The organism is Enterococcus sp. LJL120, assembly GCF_054871765.1.
In genome coordinates this window covers 27,186-48,554 of the sequence record NZ_JBTXLV010000004.1, presented here as the reverse complement: position 1 = coordinate 48,554, position 21,369 = coordinate 27,186, and the positions used below count along the sequence as shown (strand labels likewise).

At 39.7% G+C, this 21,369-nt stretch carries 18 protein-coding genes; 13 read left to right on the top strand and 5 right to left on the bottom strand.

Annotated elements, in window-relative coordinates; all coding sequences use genetic code 11:
• Positions 1-8: 8 nt before the first annotated feature.
• Complete coding sequence (locus ACYSNU_RS07695) at positions 9-959, top strand: MFS transporter (RefSeq protein ID WP_461736599.1); 951 nt, start codon at positions 9-11, stop codon at positions 957-959.
• A complete protein-coding gene (locus tag ACYSNU_RS07690; protein ID WP_461736598.1) occupies positions 937-1,203 on the top strand; it encodes a hypothetical protein in 267 nt (88 codons plus the stop codon). The genes ACYSNU_RS07695 and ACYSNU_RS07690 overlap by 23 nt, the downstream gene beginning before the upstream one ends.
• 219 nt (positions 1,204-1,422) lie before the next feature.
• Here ACYSNU_RS07690 and ACYSNU_RS07685 read toward each other — a convergent pair whose 3' ends face one another.
• On the bottom strand, positions 1,423-1,722 hold the full coding sequence (locus ACYSNU_RS07685) for a hypothetical protein (RefSeq protein ID WP_461736597.1): 300 nt from the start codon (positions 1,720-1,722) through the stop codon (positions 1,423-1,425).
• Between the two features lie 501 nt (positions 1,723-2,223).
• On the opposite strand from ACYSNU_RS07685, the gene ACYSNU_RS07680 reads away from it, so the two are divergent.
• From ACYSNU_RS07680 to ACYSNU_RS07635, 10 genes are all read left to right on the top strand, one after another.
• On the top strand, positions 2,224-2,703 hold the full coding sequence (locus tag ACYSNU_RS07680) for a DUF6530 family protein (RefSeq protein WP_265457511.1): 480 nt from the start codon (positions 2,224-2,226) through the stop codon (positions 2,701-2,703).
• Positions 2,704-2,805: 102 nt separating this feature from the next.
• Entirely contained in the window at positions 2,806-5,064 is a 2,259-nt protein-coding gene (locus ACYSNU_RS07675; protein ID WP_461736596.1) for an AAA family ATPase, read from the top strand.
• A 448-nt stretch (positions 5,065-5,512) separates the two neighbouring features.
• Positions 5,513-7,411 (top strand): 1,4-alpha-glucan branching protein GlgB, encoded by a 1,899-nt coding sequence (gene glgB / locus ACYSNU_RS07670; protein ID WP_461736915.1) that lies wholly within the window; start codon positions 5,513-5,515, stop codon positions 7,409-7,411.
• Between the two features lie 30 nt (positions 7,412-7,441).
• The gene (locus ACYSNU_RS07665; RefSeq protein ID WP_461736595.1) at positions 7,442-8,572 is read left to right on the top strand and encodes a glucose-1-phosphate adenylyltransferase; all 1,131 of its coding nucleotides are present in this window, start codon (positions 7,442-7,444) and stop codon (positions 8,570-8,572) included.
• Position 8,573: 1 nt separating this feature from the next.
• Positions 8,574-9,722: a glucose-1-phosphate adenylyltransferase subunit GlgD gene (gene glgD / locus ACYSNU_RS07660; protein WP_461736594.1), complete on the top strand. Its 1,149-nt coding sequence runs from the start codon at positions 8,574-8,576 to the stop codon at positions 9,720-9,722.
• Entirely contained in the window at positions 9,719-11,152 is a 1,434-nt protein-coding gene (gene glgA / locus ACYSNU_RS07655; RefSeq protein ID WP_461736593.1) for a glycogen synthase GlgA, read from the top strand. The genes glgD and glgA overlap by 4 nt, the downstream gene beginning before the upstream one ends.
• Before the next feature lie 31 nt (positions 11,153-11,183).
• On the top strand, positions 11,184-13,595 hold the full coding sequence (locus ACYSNU_RS07650; protein ID WP_461736592.1) for a glycogen/starch/alpha-glucan phosphorylase: 2,412 nt from the start codon (positions 11,184-11,186) through the stop codon (positions 13,593-13,595).
• Between the two features lies 1 nt (position 13,596).
• Positions 13,597-15,408 carry a glycoside hydrolase family 13 protein gene (locus tag ACYSNU_RS07645; protein WP_461736591.1) on the top strand — a complete coding sequence of 604 codons (1,812 nt, stop codon included), beginning with the start codon at positions 13,597-13,599 and terminating at the stop codon, positions 15,406-15,408.
• A 109-nt stretch (positions 15,409-15,517) separates the two neighbouring features.
• The gene (locus tag ACYSNU_RS07640; protein WP_461736590.1) at positions 15,518-16,330 is read left to right on the top strand and encodes a Cof-type HAD-IIB family hydrolase; all 813 of its coding nucleotides are present in this window, start codon (positions 15,518-15,520) and stop codon (positions 16,328-16,330) included.
• Positions 16,323-16,820 (top strand): GNAT family N-acetyltransferase, encoded by a 498-nt coding sequence (locus tag ACYSNU_RS07635; RefSeq protein ID WP_461736589.1) that lies wholly within the window; start codon positions 16,323-16,325, stop codon positions 16,818-16,820. Before ACYSNU_RS07640 ends, ACYSNU_RS07635 begins: the two co-directional genes overlap by 8 nt.
• An 86-nt stretch (positions 16,821-16,906) precedes the next feature.
• Here the strand turns inward: ACYSNU_RS07635 and ACYSNU_RS07630 are convergent, their stop codons facing one another.
• From ACYSNU_RS07630 to ACYSNU_RS07620, 3 genes are read right to left on the bottom strand one after another with little or no spacing between them, the layout of a single operon-like run.
• Positions 16,907-17,785 carry an SPFH domain-containing protein gene (locus tag ACYSNU_RS07630; RefSeq protein WP_265457500.1) on the bottom strand — a complete coding sequence of 293 codons (879 nt, stop codon included), beginning with the start codon at positions 17,783-17,785 and terminating at the stop codon, positions 16,907-16,909.
• A gap of 35 nt (positions 17,786-17,820) precedes the next feature.
• Positions 17,821-19,419, bottom strand: a complete 1,599-nt coding sequence (locus ACYSNU_RS07625; protein ID WP_461736588.1) for a hypothetical protein — start codon at positions 19,417-19,419, stop codon at positions 17,821-17,823.
• A 3-nt stretch (positions 19,420-19,422) separates the two neighbouring features.
• A complete protein-coding gene (locus tag ACYSNU_RS07620) occupies positions 19,423-20,190 on the bottom strand; it encodes an ABC transporter ATP-binding protein (protein WP_461736587.1) in 768 nt (255 codons plus the stop codon).
• Between the two features lie 216 nt (positions 20,191-20,406).
• On the opposite strand from ACYSNU_RS07620, the gene ACYSNU_RS07615 reads away from it, so the two are divergent.
• Positions 20,407-20,922, top strand: a complete 516-nt coding sequence (locus tag ACYSNU_RS07615) for a GNAT family N-acetyltransferase (RefSeq protein ID WP_461736586.1) — start codon at positions 20,407-20,409, stop codon at positions 20,920-20,922.
• Between the two features lie 50 nt (positions 20,923-20,972).
• Here the strand turns inward: ACYSNU_RS07615 and ACYSNU_RS07610 are convergent, their stop codons facing one another.
• Positions 20,973-21,332, bottom strand: coding sequence for a MerR family transcriptional regulator (locus ACYSNU_RS07610; RefSeq protein ID WP_461736585.1), 360 nt, complete (start codon positions 21,330-21,332; stop codon positions 20,973-20,975).
• Between the last annotated feature and the right edge of the window lie 37 nt (positions 21,333-21,369).

Below are 21,369 nucleotides of genomic sequence, written 5' to 3'. Positions count from 1 at the left end.
GATTATCTATGGGGAAATTTCAAAATATTACCTTCACTTCGCTTTCCACTACTTATATTGGTATCTTTATTACGAATATCAGTGCATTTATGCTGAGCGCTTTTTGGACTCTTTATCTCAGTCAAAATATCGGATTAACCGCCAGTCAAATTGGCTTAGTTTTGACAGTCTCTTTAATTAGTCAACGGGGTTTTACTTTTTTTGGTGGACTGCTTGGCGACCGAATTGGCACGAAAAAAATCTTGGTCAGTGGGTTACTTTTACGGACCATCGGTTATTTTTCCTACTTGGCGGCAACGAACCTTCCTTTAATTTTACTTAGCTCAATTCTTGTGGGACTTGGCGGCGCCCTCAAAGATCCGACCTTGAATGCTACCGTAGTTCTCTTTGCGGGAAAAAAACGTCTGATGGCCTTTACTGGCAAAGCGATGACGGGGAATTTGGCACAATTTTTAGGGCCACTCTTGGCAGCTTTCTTCAAAACAAATTACCAATGGATTTTTTTGATAACAAGCATTACTCATCTGCTGTTTGCTTTTTTACTTAGCCAGCAAACATTTACGCAAAAAAATCGCCCAATTGGTAAGAGAAAAAGAAAACTGGATTTGCCAGCTGTTTTTCAAGATCGACAATTAATTGCGCTAACGAGTATAACCAGCGGCTTTTGGTTTTTGTATAGTCAGTTTTCCTTGACGATTCCGCTTTATATCAGCAACTTTTTCAGTAACGATAATTTAATCAGCATGGTTTACAGTTTGGATGGTGCCTTAGCTTTGATTTTACAAATGATCCTATTAGGATGGTTGCAAAAATTTTTAAGCCTGCAAAGGATTTTTATTGTCGCAAGTTTTATTTTACAACGGCTTTTTCTGGTTGACTTTGGGAGAAAAGCTACTGCTGCTAGTGTTTTTTACCTTTTGCTTTTCATTAGGTGTCATGTGTATCATTCCCATCATTGATGATCTGACGGCAACGATTGCCCTTAGCCAGCGTTTGGCCACATATTTAGGTTTTGTTTCCTTTGGCTGGGGGATTGGTGGAACTTTAGGAAATTTACTGGGTGGAAGGCTCTTTGAACTGTTTTTGCAAAGAGGACAAATCAAGCTTTTGTGGTTGATTTTTCTCGTAGTTGGTTTGGGTTTAGTACTGGCGGTTACCAGATGGACCAAACTTGCCACAAAGGAGCACAATCTATCTGATTGAAGGCAATTGTATGCGTAGGAGGGAATTTTAGTAAGGGAATAGCTTTAAAAAGATTGACAGAAGTATTGGCGCAGTTGTTTTGCACAAACAAGTTTATTCTCAAAAAGATTTTTAAGCACAATAAAAAAAGCCCCACTATTTATGAAGTGACCTGTAAAAAGTCTTGAATTAGACTTTTTCAGGTCGCTTTTTTAGCGGAGCTCTTAAATATGCTGAGAATTATTCACGACTGGAGCGCCACAGAAATAACAAGCCGCCTAAGCTTAAAGTAACAGCTAGAAACGTCAAGTTATTAACTATTTCGTCGGGTAAAATGAAACTAACGAGATAGACAAGAATAAAAAAGATGATAGTATGCAAGAGGGCGATGCCAATTTTCTTAAATCCGCTATTGGCACTTTCTTTTCGCTGTTTGCCTGAAGGGATGGCATTGCTGTAGGAAACTGGGTTACGATCAACGCTGTCTAGCTGTGGCTCATAATTGTCATAGGAGGCTTTGAGATTTTTATCGGCAGTCATGGTCATCACTCCTTATTATCTTCTCCTTTAATTATATAGGAGAAAACAGCTTGTGTAAATGTTATCAAAGGTTGCTGCAAGGGGAATATCTGGCGATTAAACAAGACGCAGGAAGCTAATCTAACAGCTGTTTAAAACAGCGATGAATCAAAGAAACTAACTGGATTTGGGTCATTTATTGTCGAGAGTCTCTTTGAAAAAAATTATCAACTTTTGCCTTCGGTTGTAAAGTGCTGAAGAAATAATTCTAGGATATAAAAAAGAAAATTTGCTTAAATATATTTTTAGGTTAAGTACTAACATAAAAATTGCGCCAACGAGACAAGGCATTTTAACTACGCAAACCGTGAGATTTTTCGTGAAAGGATTTACTTCTCCACAGAAAGACAATTTACCCCAAGAGCAATATTCACAGCAATCCATATTCATTGCTTTTCAAAAGCAGTCTCCGTATAATTTAGTAAATTAGTAATTTACTAAATTACTAAAGGAGGAATTATTTTGAAAATACCAACTACGCTTAAACATAAACCCGTAATTGTGGTGGAAGATTATGATAAAATCGACGGACATTTTGCCTGGGAAACAGATGCGAAAGGGCTCTCGCTAGGCTTGGCCCAGTGGAATGACCGGGGCAAGGTCGAAATTTCTGGAAAAGTCTGGCGCTATACCGGTGAAAAATGGTCCCGCCAATCAGAAGAACTACCAATTACGCGGATTTTAGATTTAGCAATTTTAGTAGTTGAAACGACTAAATATTTTCAGGATGCCTATCGTTTTGAAAAATTTTATGATGTCACCAATCCGGTGGTGGAAATCATCGGCCTACAGGGCAATCGGATGACAGTGGAAATAGCGATGGACAATCCAAAAATTGATGAAGATATTTTATTATTTCACGATACCTTACAAAAAGATGGCGAATTGATTGGTGAACGGCTGAGGACATTAAAGCGTCTTTTAGACGAAGCTGGCTATTAGCATAATTTTGCTGCAGTAAGCACTTCACTATTAATTTTTGAACCATTTAGCTATCAAAAAAATTTTCGTTATCACACCCGCAATAGATTTGGAGGAAGCAGCATGAGGGATTTCGTTATCACCAATGGAAGACCATTTACAAAACTAGAACAGCAGATGATTTGGCGCAAGCCTGAAAGTCATCAAACCAGTCAAGAAGAAATTCGGATTGCCGGTGAAATCAAAGAAAACTGGTTAGATACAGAATTAAAAATCAACAATATTTTATTAGAAGGGGACGCTGGCTCGGGAAAGACCCAGCTGGCCAAAGCTCTCTCGGCTGATTTGCAGCTGCCCTATACTAAAATCACTTGCTTTGCCGACATGGATAAATCAGATGTCTTTGGTGCTCTGTTGCCGATTGTTGAGAGTGATCGGGAGGAAAATCAAGAATTATTGGAAAGTATTTACCAGACTGAAAGCCTTGAAACGGTGCTCGAGTTAATCGGCCGTCATTATTCCATTGACGCCTTCAATGCCAAACAAAAATTAGTTGCCTTCATTAATCGGATTGAAGCTGGTGACACCAGTTCTGTTCAATATAAATATTATCCATCAGAAATTGTCCGGGCCATCGAGAAGGGCTATCTTCTGGAAATTCAAGAACCGACTGTGATTCGCGATGCCTCTGTTTTAGTGGCATTAAATTCGGCATTAGAATCCGATGGCATGTTGAATCTGCCCACCGGAATGGTGCAGCGGCATCCGGATTGTGTGATTGTGATTACCACCAATCGCAATTATCAGGGCAATCGCCCATTGAATGAATCCTTGCGGGATCGCATGCAGCATGCCGAAAAAATGGATTTACCGCCTTTATCGGTAATGGTGGAACGGGGTATCGCCAAAAGTGGCATCAATCAAGAAGAGCTGCTGGAAAAAATGGCAGAAATTGTTCGGCTATTGGATTTGACAGCAAAAAACAATGCCATCAAGGGTGTCGCTGGTATGCGTTCGTATTTTTATTGGATCAATACGTATAAAAATCAAGAAGATTTATTTGCAACCATTTATCAAAAGGTTTTATATAAGCTAACCACTGATGAAAATGAACTCAAAATTTTAGAAGATGCCTTAGCAGAAAGCCAACTCCTATTTGAGCTGCGGGGGATTATCAACCAGCAGCCTCGACAAAAGGCTGGCCGTAAAATTTCTCAAACGGAAGCCAAAGAGCGCAATATTTTTGAGGACAGTTTAACTGCCAATTTAGTGGCACCAATAGATGAACTTTCAACAGTTGAAGAAAAGGCTGCAGAAACTGAAGAAGTGCAAAAGCAGGAGGAAACACCCAAAACTAATACTACAGAAACTCCAAGTCGAACCAATGAAGAGCTGGCTACAGACGAGCTTGAAAGGCAAGCCAGTCTTGAACATTCAGAAAGTGGCGAGTTTACTGAAAAAACGGAAGCTGGCCTTGGCGAAGGGGCACTCACCACCTTTAACGAAGCCCAGTCGGCTGAAAAAAAAGAGTTGAATAAAGCTGCCAGAGAATTCTTGAAGCAGACAATTCATAATAAAAGTGGTCTAATAATTCATAGGCCGACAGTGGATGCTGAATTGTTGAAGGCCGCGCAGATTGCAAAGCAACCCTTGTTAAAAACAGTTGACCAATTAAGCCGCCAGATGTTAGCGATTCTTGAAAAAGAGCAGCCGGCAAATTATCAAACTGGTAAATATGAAGGCAGCCGCTTTAATGCGAGTCGGGTTGCCTATGGCGATTTTAAAAATTTTGATCGCCAAAATCCACCAACTGAAGAGCCTTCTTTAGCCCTTGCTTTAAGAATTGACGAATCCGGTTCAATGATTCGTGATCAGCGCATAGAATCAGCACGAGCTGCTGCTCTGGCTGTCAACGAATTTGCGAAAGAAGTTAACATTCCGCTTTTAATTTATGGCGATACGGCTGATAAAAATATGCGGGAAAAAACTTCGGTTTATTCTTATAAAGAATTTGAAGATAGTTTTCAATTTGTCGACGGCAAGCTAATGACGATGACACCTCGGCAAAATAATCGTGATGGCGTCGTTCTGCGCTTGATTGCCGATAAGTTAGTTCAGCAAACCGCTACGACTAAGCTTTTAATTAATATCAGTGACGGTCAGCCAAAAGCGTTACCGGATTATTCTGGTCAAAAGGCCAAAGCTGATATTCAACAGGTCTTAAACGATTATGAACGGCAGGGGATTATTTTCTTAGCTGCTGCGATTGGTCAAGACAAAGAAATCATCAAAAATATTTATGGGGAACAGCGCTTTTTAGATATTTCTGATTTGCAAACACTCCCAACGCAGTTAATTGAATTAATCAGCCGTTATCTTTAATTTAAAAAATTAAACACATCGACTTTATTATCCATCGTTTTTTTAGGAGTTTCCTTAAGAAAATTAAGAAGGTAAAGTTTATGTGTTTTTTTTGTTTAGACCACAAATCAAAAAATAACATTTGAAATCTTATCGAGAAGGCTTCCCAGAATTCGGTGATTGCGTTAGAATAAAATGAAAGAAGATTAGATTAAAATGAGTTTTTATGACTGTTTTCAGAAAGAAAGCAAGTTTTTTTGTGAAAATGAAAACGAAAGCTTTGTTCACATTTAAAAATGTTTCTTTTTAAATTTGGTCGAAAAGTTTTTTAATTTAAAAAACAAGATTAATTTAGCTTGTTTACAAAAAAAACATAATTTTCCTTTTCTCTTTTGTGAAATATATGTTATCTTTAATATACGGAGAAAATGAAAATTTAGTGAGGAGGCGAGGGGCGAAATTGAAAAAAATGAGAAAACAGATTGCCGAATTTAAACGCACTTTCAATACCGGTGAAAATTTTTACAGTCAGCATCTACTCGGTGCAAGGCCCTCAAAAAATGACGAAATTGAGGGTTATACCTTTCGTGTTTGGGCACCCCATGCGCAACAGGTTTGGTTAGCAGGGGACTTTAATGATTGGGATAAAAGTTTACCTTTAACCTTTGATAGCAACAGTGGGATTTGGGAGATTTTTACGGACATTCCCCAAGAAGAACAATTATACAAGTACATAATTCAACGGGCAGATGGATCAGAGGTATTTAAATTTGATCCCTATGCGATTCAGTTTGAAGAACGACCTGGCAATGCGGCTGTCCTTCACACGATTCCAGAAAAAAAATGGCAGGATGGATTATGGCTAGGCCGCCGCAAACGCAGCAACCACTTTAAACGACCTCTTAACATATACGAAGTTCACGCAAGTTCTTGGCGCCGTCATCCTGATGGCCGACTTTTTACATTTTCCGATTTAACCAATGAATTAATTCCTTACGTTAAAGAAATGGGTTTCACCCATATTGAATTTATGCCTTTGATGGAGCATCCACTTGGCGCATCTTGGGGCTATCAACTGACGGGCTATTTTGCTTTAAGCTCCTACTACGGAACTCCAGAAGAATTTCAAACTTTTGTAGAAACTTGTCATATTAATAATATTGGCGTTTTTGTCGATTGGGTGCCGGGACATTTTTCCCGCAACGACGACGCATTGGCTTACTACGACGGCACACCACAATTTGAATACAGCGACATCGACCGAGCGGAAAATCGCGGCTGGGGCTCGCTGAATTTTGATTTAGGCAAGCCAGAGGTCCAAAGCTTTTTAATTTCAAATATTTTATATTGGATTGAGATGTTCCACATTGACGGCATTCGAGTCGATGCCGTTTCCAACATGATTTATCGGGATTACGATATGGGACCTTGGTCGCCAAATCATGAAGGCGGCAATCGTAATTTTGAAGGCTTTTACTTCCTGCAAAAATTAAATTCAGTGGTTAAGCTGGCTCATCCAGATGTCATCATGGTGGCAGAAGAAAGCTCATCTGACACAAAGATTACCGGCATGGTAGAAAGCGGTTCACTGGGCTTCGATTATAAATGGAACCTTGGCTGGATGAACGACGTTTTGAAATTTTTCGAAATGGATCCAATTTATCGCAAAGATAATTTAAATTTATTAACCTTTTCTTTCATGTATATGATGGATGAGAACTTTATTCTACCTTTTTCCCACGATGAAGTGGTTCACGGCAAAAAGAGTCTGATGCATAAGATGTGGGGCGATCGTTATCGACAATTTGCTCAGCTTAGAACGATGTTCACTTATTGGGCGACTCATCCCGGCAAACAATTATTGTTTATGGGTAGTGAGTGGGGGCAATTCTTAGAGTGGAAGTATGACCAGAGTCTAGAGTGGGTCGATTTAAAGGATGATTTAAATAAAAAAATGCAGAACTTTACTCAGCATTTAAATCGCATGTATTCCGAAGAAAAATCACTGTGGATTCACGACGATTCTTGGGAAACGATTGAAATTATCGACGCTAATAATACAAGTGAAACCGTCTTGAGCTTTATGCGTAAAGGTAAAACCAAAAGTGATTTTTTAATTATCGTGATGAATTTGACACCAGTCGAGCGCCAGGATTTTCATATTGGCGTACCTTATCCAGGCGTCTATCAAGAAGTCTTCAATACCGAGATGGTTCAATGGGGCGGCACTTGGACGGCCCATAATACTGATAAAAAATCACAGGATATTCAGTTTAATCAACTACCTCATCTAATTCAAACAACGGTTCCTGCCTTAGGAACTTTGATTATCAAACCAAAAAGTGTCAATGTCCGCAGCAAAAAATAAGTAATGGCTACAATAGTAGGGGGAATCGTGATGAAAAAAGAAATGCTAGCAATGATTTTAGCGGGGGGCAAGGGAACCCGTTTAGAAAAATTAACAGAATCTGTCGCCAAACCGGCAGTGCCCTTTGGCGGACGGTATCGAATTATCGACTTTACTTTAAGCAATTGTGCCAACTCTTCCATTAATGATGTCGGCGTTGTCACCCAATACGAACCTCGCGAACTTAATTTCCATGTTGGCAGCGGTGTAAATTGGGGCTTAAGCGGTATTGATTCCGGTGTAACGATTTTACAACCATTCTCATCTTCTGCTGGCGGCAAATGGTTTGAAGGAACCGCAGATGCGATTTTACAAAACATCGCCTTTATCGATCACGAAGATCCCGAGTATTTATTGGTCTTATCCGGTGACCATATTTATAAAATGAATTACGATCACATGCTGGAAACCCATAAAGAAAACAATGCTGATTTAACGATTGCGGTGATTGAGGTTCCTTTAGATGAAGCGTCGCGCTTTGGGATTATGAATACCGATGAGAACGATCAAATTGTCGAATTCGAAGAAAAGCCAGCCAATCCAAAAAGTAATTTGGCTTCCATGGGTATTTACATTTTTAATTGGCAGTCTTTAAGAAAACTATTGGTGGACAGCCAAGAAGCTGGCGTGGATATGTCAGACTTTGGTTCCAATGTCATTCCAAGATATATTAACGATCAAAAAAATGTTGTCGCTTACCGTTTTTCCGGCTACTGGAAAGATGTCGGCACAGTGGATTCTTTATGGCAAGCCAATATGGATTTTCTAAACTTGGACAATGAATTAAATATTCACGATCGCTCTTGGCGGATTTATACGAAAAATACCATGGCACCACCGGAATTTATTGATGAGACGGCTGAGATAAATGAATCAATTGTCGTGGATGGATGCTATGTTGCCGGTAAGGTCCATCGAAGCGTTTTATCGACGGATGTGCAAGTAGGCGAAGGCTCAGAAATTATTGAGAGCGTCCTGATGCCGGGAGCTAAAGTTGGTAAAAACGCCCGCTTATATCGGACGATTGCCGGTGAAAATTCTGTTATCAATGATGGTGTGACAATCGATGGTAGCGAAGGCATTCAGTTAGTTGGTCACGGCGAAGTAATAGGAGGAGAGTAATATGAATAATAGAATCTGCGGTATCATCTCAAATATTGATAATAAAGAAAAAGTTTCTGAACTAACCGAGCGCCGAGACCTGTCTACCTTAACCTTTGATTGTAAATATCGAATTATTGACTTTCCTCTTTCTAATGCGATGAATGCGGATTGCAATACCGTTTATTTCACCTTAAGCCAACGCTCTTTCCAATCAGTTTCCGACCACCTTGGTAGTGGTCGTGAGTGGGGCTTTGATGGGATTCGTAAACGTTACTTTACTTACGTAACGGACCCGCAGGATTTATACAAAGACAATATTTATTATGAAAATCTGATTGATTATTTAAAGAAATCAAAATCTGTCGTCACCTTTGTGATGGGAACTGATATTATCGCCAACGTTGATTTAAATCCCGTGGTCACTTTTCATCATCAAGAAGGCGCTGTGATTACGGCCATCTATAAAAATGTTTTAGAAGATAAATTATCCCAATACTGCAACCTTTTGGAATTAGATGAGTTTGGTGTAATCACTGGAGTTACCTGCGAGTCAGCCGAACCGCAGGATACCTATACGAGTTTAAGCTTAAATGATTTTGTTGTCGATACCAAATGGTTAATCAAACGCTTAGAGTTGGCGATTGAAGGACAAGAAAATCTGACGTTGCAGGAATTAATTTACAGCTCGTTATTAGGCGGCGAAAAAACCGTCGGCTATGAGTTCAATGGCTATATCAGCAATATTTTTGATATTCAGTCTTACTTCCAAAGTAATATGGATATGCTGAGCTATCCCAAAATGCACAATTTATTATTTGGTGAAAATAAAGTCTACACCAAATTGAAAAATGAAGCACCGACTTATTACTGCCAAGATTCAAATGTCAAGAAAAGTCATTTTGGTGCCGGCTGTGTGATTCGCGGTACTGTCCAAAATTCAATTATCTCTCGACTAGTCAAAGTTGACTTGGGATCGATTGTCAGAAATTCAATTATTATGGGAGGCACAAAAATCGGTGAGAATGTTCAGATTCAATATGCTATTATAGATAAGAACGTAGTGATTGATGACGATGTGAAAATTACCGGCACGCTAAATGAGCCTGTGGTAATCAGTAAGGGCTCCCATATCACTAAGAATGTAGAAGGTCGAGTGATAACAGCATGAAAATTGTCTATGCGGCAGCAGAATGCGCACCATTTTTTAAAACAGGGGGATTAGGGGATGTCATGGGGGCACTCCCTAAGGAAATAGCAAAAAAAGGGGAAGAAGTCGCTGTGATTCTTCCTTTTTATGAGAAAATCATGGCCCCAAAATTCAAAGCTGATTTACAGGATGAATTTAATTTCATCGTCGAAGTTGGTTGGCGGGAGCAATATTGCGGCGTCAAGTCTTTGAAAAAAGATGGCCTGACTTATTATTTCATCGACAATCAGTATTATTTTGGCAGAGATGGCATTTACGGGTACTTTGATGATGGCGAACGCTTTGCCTTTTTCCAAATGGCCGTGATTGAAGTCCTAGAGCGGATTGAATTTATTCCCGATGTGCTGCATGTCAATGATTACCATACGGCGATGATTCCTTTCCTATTAAAGGAAAAATATCGGTGGATTAATGCTTACTCTGGGATCAAAACAGTTTTATCAATCCATAATTTACAATTTCAGGGGATTTATGCGCCACAAATCTTAGCAGATCTTTTCGGAATGGGTCTCGAAAAATATTATGACGGTACGATTCGCTTCAATGACTGTGTCAACTTTATGAAGGCCGGTTTAATCTACGCAGATCAAATTGTCACCGTGAGTCCAACCTATGCAGAAGAAATAAAAACGCCGGAATTCGGTGAACATTTAGAGGCGATTTTAAATCAAGAAAGCTGGCATTTGACGGGTATCTTAAACGGGATTGATTATGATGTCTTTGATCCGGCAACAGATCCGCATATTTATCAAAACTTTGACAGCCAAAAACCGGCTGGGAAGGCAGAGAATAAAGCACAATTGCAAAAGGAATTAGGCTTGCCAGTGAAAAAAGACGTTCTCTTAATTGGCGCTGTCAGTCGCTTAACCCATCAAAAGGGCTTTCAGCTTTTAGTCAATGAGATGAATAATCTATTGCAGTTTGATGTGCAGGTGGTAGTGTTAGGAACCGGTGAATATTCTTTTGAAGAGGCCTTCCGCTACTTTAACGGGGCCTATCCGAAAAAACATCGAGGCATCATTGATTTTGACTTAGATTTAGCTCAGAAAATTTATGCTGGTGTCGATTTATTCTTGATGCCTTCAGCCTTTGAGCCCTGTGGCTTGTCTCAAATGATTTCCATGCGCTATGGCACACTGCCCCTCGTCCATGAAATTGGCGGCTTAAAGGATACGGTGATTCCATACAATCCGCTGACGAAAACGGGAACCGGCTTTGGCTTTGTCGATTTTGATAGCTATATCTTTATGGAAACCATCAAAAAAGCCTTGAAGGTCTTTGTGGAAGAACCAAAAATTTGGCAAAAAATGATGGCTCAGGGGATGACCACTGATTTTAGTTGGACCACCCGCAGTAGTGAGTATCAAAAAGTTTATCAAAAGCTGTTTTAGGAGTTAGTTTAATAAAAAGGTCGTGAATTTTGTGAAGATAACGAAAGAAAATTTTGAAGAACTATTCATTCAGAAACTAAGAGAATATTATGCTTTGGATATTTCAGAAGCCGGGGATGCAGAATTATTAAATACCTTAGGCCGGATTATCACGAGTTATTACAACGCAAATGTTGTCGAAACCAACAAAGTTTATGCAGGTCACCACGTCAAGCAGGCCTACTATTTTTCCATCGAGTTTTTACCGGGAAAAATGTTAAAAAATAATTTATTAAAATTAGGCCTCTTAGACACGGTCACATCTGCCTTGGCTGAGATGGGCATCGATATTGAAAAATTAGCCAATGTTGAAAAGGATATGGCTTTAGGTAATGGCGGTCTTGGCCGTTTGGCGTCTTGTTTTATGGAATCCTTAGCTGCCGGCAGTTTTCCTGGTCACGGTAATGGTATTCGCTATTCCTACGGTTTATTTAAACAACGGATTGTCGACGGCTATCAAGTTGAAATTCCTGATGATTGGTTGAAAAATCCCAATGTCTGGGAAGTTCGCAAGGAATCCCGGGCAGAAAATGTCCGCCTTGGCGGGAATGTCTACCTTGTACCGCTACCCAACGGCAACTTTAAACCGGTCTATGAAAATGCGCAAATTTTACGGGCGGTTCCCTATGACACTGGTATGATTGGTTATCACAATAATACGGTTAACAATATGCGTCTATGGTCAGTGGAAATTCCGGCTTCAGAGGAATGGCGTTATGATTCATTGCAGGAAAAACGTCAATTTGAAGACTTGACCTCAGTTTTGTATCCAGATGATTCCAATGAATATGGTCGTTTGGTTCGTTTAGCGCAAGAATACTTTTTTGTCTCTGCTGGACTGCAGAGCATTATCAATTTCCAAAAGAAAAATCATATTCCAATGGAAGCTTTGCATCATCAAATCGCAGTGCATATTAATGACACTCATCCGGCGATGGCTGTTGCAGAATTAATGCGAATTTTAATTGATGATGAGGATCTCAGCTGGGATACAGCATGGCATGTGACAACTAAGGTTATGAGCTATACAAATCACACCATCATGCAGGAGGCCTTAGAAACTTGGCCGATTGGCATGGTTCAACAAGTTGTGCCACGGATTTATCAAATTATTGAAGAGATTGACCGGCGTTTTGTCGAAGAAATGACCGGCAAGCATCCCAATTATTTGATTGAAAATACTCGTATTATCGCAAATGAGCGGGTGCGGATGGCGAATTTAGCAATCATCGGTAGCCACAGTGTCAATGGCGTAGCAAAACTGCATTCTGAATTATTAAAAAATGTTGTACTACATGATTTTTACACACTATATCCAGAAAAATTCAATAATAAAACCAATGGGATTGATGTTCGCCGTTGGCTGCATCTCTCTAATCCAGCTTTAGGTAAAGTTTTAGATCAAGCCATTGGCAATGGCTGGCGGGATGATATTCATCAGTTGCGCCAATTAGAAGACTTTATTGAAGATGACCAAGTGCTTAATGATTTAGCAGCTGCTAAGTTGACGAATAAAAAACATTTGGCTCAATGGATTTTTGAAAAACAAGGGATTGAAATAAATCCTGAAGCAATTTTCGATGTTCATATTAAACGATTCCACGGCTACAAACGCCAATTGCTGAATTTATTGCATATTATGAAATTGTATTTGGATTTAAAAGAAAATCCTGAATTAGAGATGCATCCAAGAGTCTTTATGTTTGCCGGCAAGGCTGCACCGAGTTATCAATTTGCCAAAATGAATATCAAGTGCATTAACGAAGCCGCCCGCTTAATCAATAATGATCCAGATGTAAATCAAAAATTAAAGGTTATTTTTATTGAAGATTATAACGTGACCAAAGCTCAGAGTATTATTCCAGCAGCCGATGTCAGCGAACAAATCTCGTTAGCCTCCAAAGAAGCTTCCGGCACGAGCAATATGAAATTCATGCTAAACGGCGCTTTAACTATGGCGACATTAGACGGCGCCAATGTCGAAATTCGTGATGAAGTCGGCGATGATAATATCTTTATCTTTGGCTTAACTGAAAAAGAAGTGTATGAATATTATCATAATGGCACCTATAACTCGCGGGAACTGTATCAAAATAATCAAATGATTCGCCGCGTAGTCGATACGTTGATTGATGGCACCATTCCTAATGTCCGAATTGAAGGCGGCGAATTGTATAAGACCCTGGTTGATTACAATGATGAATATTTTGTCTTACGTGACTTTGAAAGTTATGTTGCAGCGCAAAAACGCCTTGATTTAGATTATGGCGATCAACGTCTGTGGCAGCAAATGTCCTTAATCAATATTGCCCACGCTGGACACTTTTCAGCGGATGATACCATCAAACAATATGCCGATGATATCTGGCATATCCAAGCAATAGACCCTAAAGGAAGTCGTTAAAATGGCAGAAATCAACGTCCAATTCAATCCATGGCAGGAGACTTTTAAAAAACCTTTTGGTGCGGTGGCAGTAAATCAGACTGTCACCTTTAATTTAAAAGTAACTGCTGAAAATCCGAAAGTTTTTTTAGTGATTCGTAAGGAAAGCAGTTTTCAAGAAGAGTGTTTGATGAAGGCGACAGAAGATAATTTTTATACAATTGATTTTCAATTAGCCAAAGAAATTGGCTTGTATTTCTATTATTTTAAAATTGAAGTCCATCAGCCAGAACGCGACATTGTGGCTTATGTCGGTAAAAATCATCAGAATTTAGCACCAAAATTAACGGGGGATTTAGAAGAAGTCTGGGAATTTCAATTGACCTCCTTTGAGGCAGAAATTGATCAAGCGCCTGAGTGGTACCGTCAGGCGATTGCCTATCAAATTTTTCCAGACCGATTCAATGAAGTGCGGGATACTCTGCCAAATAGGGCAGATAGTTTGTATTACTTAAATAAAACAGATGCGCCTTATTATATTAAGGACGAAAAGGGCGAAGTGGTTCGCTGGGATTTTTACGGCGGTAATTTTGCCGGTATTTTAGCCAAACTGCCTTATCTTAAAAAACTTGGAGTTTCTTTGATTTACTTGAACCCAATTTTTGAAGCCGGCAGCAATCATCGTTATGATACGGGGGATTATTTCAAAATCGATGATTTCCTTGGCAATAATGAAGACTTTAAAAAGTTTGTCGAACAACTTCATCAAGAAGGCATTCGTGTAATTTTAGATGGCGTTTTTAACCATGTTGGTCGCAATAGCCGTTACTTTAATGGCGATGGTAGTTATGATAGTCTCGGTGCTTATCAATCACGACAAAGTCCGTATTATCCGTGGTTTAATTTTGGCCATTTTCCAGAAGACTATCGTTCTTGGTGGGGCTTTAAAAATCTACCGGAAACCAATAAACAAAATCCCGGCTTTCAAGATTTTATTTATGGCAAAGACGGCGTGATTGATTATTGGTCGAACTATGGAGTTGACGGTTGGCGAATTGACGTTGCCGATGAATTTCCTGACTTTTTCCTGCGGGGCATTCGCAATCGGTTAAATCATCATAAAGACCAAATTTTAATTGGCGAAGTCTGGGAGGACGCCTCCAATAAAATTTCCTACAATCAGCGGCGGGATTATATTTTAGGGAATAGTTTACATGGAGTAATGAACTATCCTTTAAAAAATGCCATCGTTGCCTTAGTGACTGACCGGCAAACGCCAGAAGGAGTCGCGTGGGAGTTGACGAGTCTGCGGGAAAATTATCCGCGAGCCAATTTCTTCAATGGGTTGAATCATTTAAGTACCCATGATACCGAACGGATTTTTTCTTTATTGGATCAAAATATCAAAGCCTTAGAGCAAGCCGTCGCCTTTATGTTTTGTGTGCCTGGCGTCCCTTGTATTTATTATGGGGACGAGGCTGGTCTGACTGGCGGCAAAGATCCAGATAATCGCAAGTTTTACCCGTGGGGACGGGAGAATGAAAAAGTAAAAAATATTTATCAAAACTGGAGCAAGCGCCGCAAAGAAAAAGCGGTTTTAGCAGAAGGTGAAGTGTATTTTGGTTATTACCAAGATTTTATGATTGTTTTACGAGCAGATCAGACGGATTACGCCCTTTTGATTTTAAATACCAGCAGCTCTGAAGCGATGCTGGTCTTCGAGGAAATCGATTTTCTACGGCCGTTACCGAAAAAATTGGCTCAAGCAATCAAGCAGATGCCTCTGCAAAAATTGAGCGGCAAAGACTGCCTCTATCGTGATTACCGTTTTTAAAAAGTTATCAGATAAAATGAAAAGCAGCCTTCATATGGGGATATGAAGGTTGTTTTTTGCGCTTACCTATGGTTTCATTGAAGGAGAAAGAAGACAAAGGAGCGAGTAGATGATTAAATTAGTTGCAGTAGACATGGACGGTACTTTTTTACACTCAGATAAAACTTACAACCGAGATTGGTTTAAGGAGCTGCGGCAGCAAATGACTTTTGATGGCGTTAAATTTGTCGTCGCCAGCGGCAATCAGTATTACCAGCTACGGAGTTTTTTTGACGACTGGCAAAGTATTCCCTTTGTTGCCGAAAACGGCGGCTTAGTGCTAGACGGCGAAGAAGAAATTTTTGTCGGCAATATCCCTCCTGAGGTGATTGAAAAAACCTTAAAGATCTTGGCAGAGTATCAAGTGGCCACTTTACTATGCGGCCGCAAAAAAGCCTATTACACGACTGACAATCAACAGTTGGTGGATTACATCGCTGAATATTATTATCGGATGGAAAAAGTTCAGCAATTTTGGCCGTTGCCAGCCGACCGCTTTTTAAAATTTGCGAATATTGTTAAAAATCCGGAACATGCAGCGGAGTTGACGAAAGTCTTAAACGACAAATTAGCCGGTGAAATGATTCCCGTGAATAGTGGGCATCAGGATATTGACATTATCTTACCGGGGGTTAACAAGGCCCATGGCTTGAAATTATTAGGGGAAAAATATCAAATTTTACCAAATGAAATGATAGCTTTCGGTGATGCCGGCAATGATTTAGAAATGCTGAAATTTGTGGAGCATGGTTTTGCGATGGCCAATGGGCAAGAGGCGATTAAAGCAATCGCCCAAAAGGTTGTGCCTAGTAATAACGAGGACGGTGTGTTACAAACAATTCAAGACTTTGTCGATAACAAGTGGGAATATCCTTATGCTTAAGTATCGTTTGCTTAAGGCAGAAGATGCTAAGGCTTTTTACCAGCTATCTAAACAGCTGGATCAAGAGACCCCTTATATGCTATATCTGCCGGATGAACGGGAGGAAAATCTGGCGGCACTGGAAAACATTTTGACAACGGCCAACGAAACTGGATTTTTGTTGGGTGTGTGGCAGGTTTCAGAGGAGCTGATTGGTTATATTTCAGCTAAGGTAACACCCTTGCAAAAAATCCAACACACTGCTTACATCGTTATCGGTATTCGGCAAGCTTATTGTGGGCAGGGCATTGGCAGCCGGCTTTTTACAGAACTGGAAACTTGGGCGAAACAAAAGCCGCTGCATCGTTTAGAGTTGACTGTTATGACAGAAAATCAAGCGGGCCTCAAGCTATATCAAAACAAGGGTTTTGTCATTGAAGGCACTAAAAAAGACAGTATTTTTATGAACAATCGTTATCAAGATGAATATTATATGGCAAAGCTGCTTTAGCCAATAGCCAAATTAATCAATAAAACAGACTCTAAAAAGAAAGCCAGTCGGCAATCTTCTCAGAGTCTGTTTATTTAATAAAAACTTTATTTAGATTTTTCGACGTCGCCGGTGTTAATTACAGGCTGAGTACCTTTGTCGGTAATAATGGAAACCAAAAGATTATTAATCAATTGGACTTTGCGGTCATCAGTAAAATTAATTTCCTGGCCGTCTTCGATTTGCTCCAAGGCCATTTGGGTCATTGAAACGGCCCCTTCAACAATCGTTTGGCGGGCAGATAAAATGGCTTTAGCCTGTTGCCGCTGCAACATAGCGCTAGCAATCTCGGTTGCATAGGCCAAGTGGTTCAAACGAGTTTCAATCACTTCAACGCCGGCTACTGCCAAACGATCTTGTAATTCTTTGGCCAATTCAGCAGATACTTCATTTGTATTGCCTCTTAAGGTAATATCGCCGTCTCCATAGCTGTCATAAGGATATTGTGTGGCAATGTGGCGAATAGCTGTCTCACTTTGAATTTCGACAAAATCTTGATAGTAATCAACATCAAACAAAGCTTTAGCGGTGTCGACCACTTTAAATACAACAACAGCGGAAATTTCAATCGGATTACCTTCTGAATCATTGACCTTTAATAGTGAGCTGTTAAAGTTGCGAACTTTTAAAGATACGTTGATTTTATTCGTAAAGGGCGTGATAACAAACAATCCGTTGTCTTTAATCGTACCTAAATACTGACCAAAAAACAAAACTGCTTTGGCCTGATTCGGGCTGACAATGGTAAAAGAACTGAGAAAAAGAAAAGCTAAGATAATAATCACCGTTCCTAAAAGCATCGGCAGAACGCGAATATCATCTCCAGAGACACCCATAAAAAATAAATAGAGACCACCCAAAATTGCCAAAATTAAAACGATTAAAGCTAAGTAACCATTGACATGAAAAGTATTTTTTTCCTTCATCATTTTTCCTCCTTATTTATTACCTCTAAGTTCATTTAATTCAATAAATCCTGAGACCAAAAAACTTTTTGATAGTGGCGGTTCACGGCAAAGGTGATGATGGCAAAGATCACCAGCGTAATCAAAGTAATCAAGAGGGTCTGGCCGGTTAGCACGAGCCAAAAGCCCAGAGCTGCTGTCACAAGTCCGCCGATAATCAACACACCAAAATAAATGAAAACCATTCCCCAAGTACCAGCACCCCGATTAAATAATTGGGAAACACTGGTCCAATTGGTCGTCAAAAGGCGATAATCTCGATAGAAATAATAGCAGCTTAATAAATAAGTCCCTAAAAAATCTCCTAATAGAACGCCGATAATTAAGAGTGGATTAGCCTGCATGACCAGGCTGATAATCAACACCATAAGTCCCGTTAAAATCATTTGCACAATGACCGCAAAACGGAATTTCACCTTTAAATAGTCACTAAAATTCATCGGTAACGAACGGATAAATTCAAAATTATCGCCATCTAAAGAAATCATCATGCTGCCGATGGAGGTCGTATTAATTGTAAAGGCGGAATAAAAGACACCAATTACAAAGGCAATCGGCCAAAAATCAGCACTTATCCCGACTAAATTAAAACCAGAAGTCATCATATTGATTAGCATAATCAAAGGAATCAAGGCAATCGAACTAAAAGCCTGCAGCATTAACGTTGGATTTTTAATCAGTGACAAGTTGTAGGTCATCAGCTGTCGATTTAAACTGCGATAGGCAATTTTTTTCTTGCTGGCTTTTTCCGAAAGGACCGGAGTATATTCTCCGCTGGCATAATTGTACATTCTTGGCACGACAAATTTAATCGCCAAAACAAAAATCAAGCCGGTCACCCCTAATATTCCGATAATCGACAGGATTCCTCCTAAACTAAAGGGATGCACGATGGCCATGTGAAAGGGTAAAAATGGCGGCAGCGGTGTCTGATCTGGCAGCACGCCTTCATAGACATAAGTTTGCTGAGAATTAACATATAAAATCCCGGCCACCATCCCGATTGTGGGAATTACCATTAACAAAGTAGTAAAAACACTTTTGTGGCGATTAAACCATTTCGATTGGACCAATACGGAAACCAAAAGGGCACTGAAGCCTAAAATAATGAAAAAGAAGGCCAAGCCCAACACAATCGCAATAACAAAATTAATGATTGGTGCGGCACTGCTGCGAAAAGCAGTGAAACAAAATAGCACAAAAACCGGCAGCTGAAAAGGGGCAACGGTCAAGGCGACCGTTAAAAATTTCCCCATAAAGACAGAAGCCTGGGTGTAAGGCAACGGCAGATAATCTTTTAAATCTTTGCTGTCATAAAAGACATTGAATAAAATAGAAATTGATTGAGAAAAAGACATCAAACCAAACATCAAACAATAAAACGTGAAAAAGCCGGGGTAGTTTGGATAATCCACTGACATCATAATCAAGCCATACATAAAGGCAAACATCACCGCAATCAAAACGTACTGACTCAATAAGCTGCGGGTCAATGACTTGTCTTGACGATTTTTCTTTCTAAGCTGCATGGTTGTCTGCGGATTAGCATAGAGCAGGTTAATTTTAAAAAGTTCCCATACTTGAGTTTTATTCATGGGCTAGGCCTCAGAACTTTCTGAACTAAGCGCAGCGCTGGCCTGCTGTTCTGATTGGCGCCCAGCCATTTTTAAGTAAACAGATTCCAAAGACTCATCTCCTGCTGAAGCCAAGAGGTCATCCACTGAACCGTTATAAATTAATTCCCCTTGCTTTAAAATCGCCAATTCATCGCACAATTGCTGCGCAGTATCTAAAACGTGGGTCGAAAAAATCACCGTTTTTCCTTTGGCTGCATGGGCCTTCATCAATTCTTTTAGGTCAAATGCCGCTTGCGGGTCTAAGCCTTGCATCGGTTCATCTAAAATCCAGACATCTGGATCGGAGAGTAGGGCACCAATCAAAATGGCTTTTTGCCGCATCCCGTGGGAAAAATTATCCAATAATTCATTACCCTTATCCTCAAAATCAAACAGCTTGGTGTATTTCGCAATTTGCTGATTTTTTGTAGCTTCAGATAAACTAAAGGCCACAGCAATTAAATTCCAATATTCATTGGCTGTTAATTGCAAAAATAAATCCGGTGTATCAGGAACATAGCCAATCGTCTTTTTAATCGCCAGACGATTGTCCGCTAATTTTTGGTTGTCAAAAAAAATATCTCCGCTCGTTGGATTAATCGTGCTGACTAAACATTTAATCGTAGTCGATTTACCGGCACCGTTATGTCCGAGAAAGCCAAAAATTTCTCCTTCGCGAATTTTTAAATTTAAATCCTTTAAAGCAATTTTATCCCCGTAATGCTTGGCAACATTTACTAATTCAATCATCTTATTCCCACCAGTCCTTCAAATTATATTGCAACTTTTTTCAAAAAAAATCATGTTTTTTTCAGGTATGGCTATATTATACCGCTTTTAAAGGGATTAAAGAAGATAAATCCGTCGATTCTTAGCGTTACAACTAACCTTTAAAAATCAATACCATTGGTGTTTTGAAAGAATTCTTATGCTAAACTAAAAGAAATTTAAAAAGGGTGTGATGGGATGCATTATGTTTTAGAAACACCGCGACTGCGTTTGCGGGAGTGGCAGCCGGGTGAAGAGCTTGAGTTAAGTAAGTTCTTAGCTGATCCTGAGGTGATGTACGCTTATGAGCATGGCTTTTCTGAAGCCGAGGTAAAAAATTGGCTGCAATGGAATCTGACTTCTTATCAAGAGAATCAATTTGGTTTGTGGGCGATGGAATTAAAAGCGATCGGCGAAATTATCGGCGAGTGTGGGTTAACCTCACAGCAGGTGGCCGGTAAAAACTATTTGGAGATTGGCTACCATTTGCAAAAAAGCTTTTGGGGACACGGTTATGCTATTGAAGCTGCTCGTGCTTGTAAGGAATATGCCTTTGAGCACCTTACCAATGAAGTTGTTTCAATCGTTCGTGATACGAATTTAGCTTCGATGAATGTAGCTATTCGCAATGGGATGCTGGTGAGGGAGCGATTTTCAAAAGATTATTATGGGCTAAAGATGCCTCATTACTTATTCAGCGTAAAAAAAGCTTAGTCAGAGTTCCAATATAAATATTATGTAAACTTGATTCGGGCAAAATAGAATTATTCCGCCAATTTTTCTAAAAGTTGGCCTTTCGTCAGCAATAAATTATTTTCTCTTAACTGCAGGTCTGCTTTCTCAATGGCAACTTGTGTTAGAGCTTCTTCGATAATGAGCAGATTTTGCTGCCACTGTTGGGACGTTCCACAATACTTTTCATGGCTTTCCTTCAGCCTTTTGATTAAAGCGAGGGAAAATCCCAATTTCTTTAGAGCTTGAATATTTTCAAAATCAGCGACTTCTTGCTCTGTAAAATCATACCAGCTCTGCTTTTTTTGAGGCGTTAAAAGCTCTAGTTTTAGATAATGTTTAACGGTGTCAACAGTTGTCTTTTGCTGTTTTACAAACTGGGAAATATTCATTTTTATTTTCTCCTTGTCAGGGGGTTAACCCCCTGTG

Excerpts from the sequence above, each read along its gene's own strand:
- ACYSNU_RS07695 (WP_461736599.1), top strand. The coding sequence starts at position 9 with ATGGGGAAATTTCAAAATATTACCTTCACTTCGCTTTCCACTACTTAT.
- ACYSNU_RS07690 (WP_461736598.1), top strand. The coding sequence starts at position 937 with ATGTGTATCATTCCCATCATTGATGATCTGACGGCAACGATTGCCCTT.
- ACYSNU_RS07685 (WP_461736597.1), bottom strand. The coding sequence starts at position 1,722 with ATGACTGCCGATAAAAATCTCAAAGCCTCCTATGACAATTATGAGCCA.
- ACYSNU_RS07675 (WP_461736596.1), top strand. The coding sequence starts at position 2,806 with ATGAGGGATTTCGTTATCACCAATGGAAGACCATTTACAAAACTAGAA.
- glgB (WP_461736915.1), top strand. The coding sequence starts at position 5,513 with ATGAGAAAACAGATTGCCGAATTTAAACGCACTTTCAATACCGGTGAA.
- ACYSNU_RS07665 (WP_461736595.1), top strand. The coding sequence starts at position 7,442 with ATGAAAAAAGAAATGCTAGCAATGATTTTAGCGGGGGGCAAGGGAACC.
- glgD (WP_461736594.1), top strand. The coding sequence starts at position 8,574 with ATGAATAATAGAATCTGCGGTATCATCTCAAATATTGATAATAAAGAA.
- glgA (WP_461736593.1), top strand. The coding sequence starts at position 9,719 with ATGAAAATTGTCTATGCGGCAGCAGAATGCGCACCATTTTTTAAAACA.
- ACYSNU_RS07645 (WP_461736591.1), top strand. The coding sequence starts at position 13,597 with ATGGCAGAAATCAACGTCCAATTCAATCCATGGCAGGAGACTTTTAAA.
- ACYSNU_RS07640 (WP_461736590.1), top strand. The coding sequence starts at position 15,518 with ATGATTAAATTAGTTGCAGTAGACATGGACGGTACTTTTTTACACTCA.
- ACYSNU_RS07635 (WP_461736589.1), top strand. The coding sequence starts at position 16,323 with ATGCTTAAGTATCGTTTGCTTAAGGCAGAAGATGCTAAGGCTTTTTAC.
- ACYSNU_RS07630 (WP_265457500.1), bottom strand. The coding sequence starts at position 17,785 with ATGAAGGAAAAAAATACTTTTCATGTCAATGGTTACTTAGCTTTAATC.
- ACYSNU_RS07625 (WP_461736588.1), bottom strand. The coding sequence starts at position 19,419 with ATGAATAAAACTCAAGTATGGGAACTTTTTAAAATTAACCTGCTCTAT.
- ACYSNU_RS07620 (WP_461736587.1), bottom strand. The coding sequence starts at position 20,190 with ATGATTGAATTAGTAAATGTTGCCAAGCATTACGGGGATAAAATTGCT.
- ACYSNU_RS07615 (WP_461736586.1), top strand. The coding sequence starts at position 20,407 with ATGCATTATGTTTTAGAAACACCGCGACTGCGTTTGCGGGAGTGGCAG.
- ACYSNU_RS07610 (WP_461736585.1), bottom strand. The coding sequence starts at position 21,332 with ATGAATATTTCCCAGTTTGTAAAACAGCAAAAGACAACTGTTGACACC.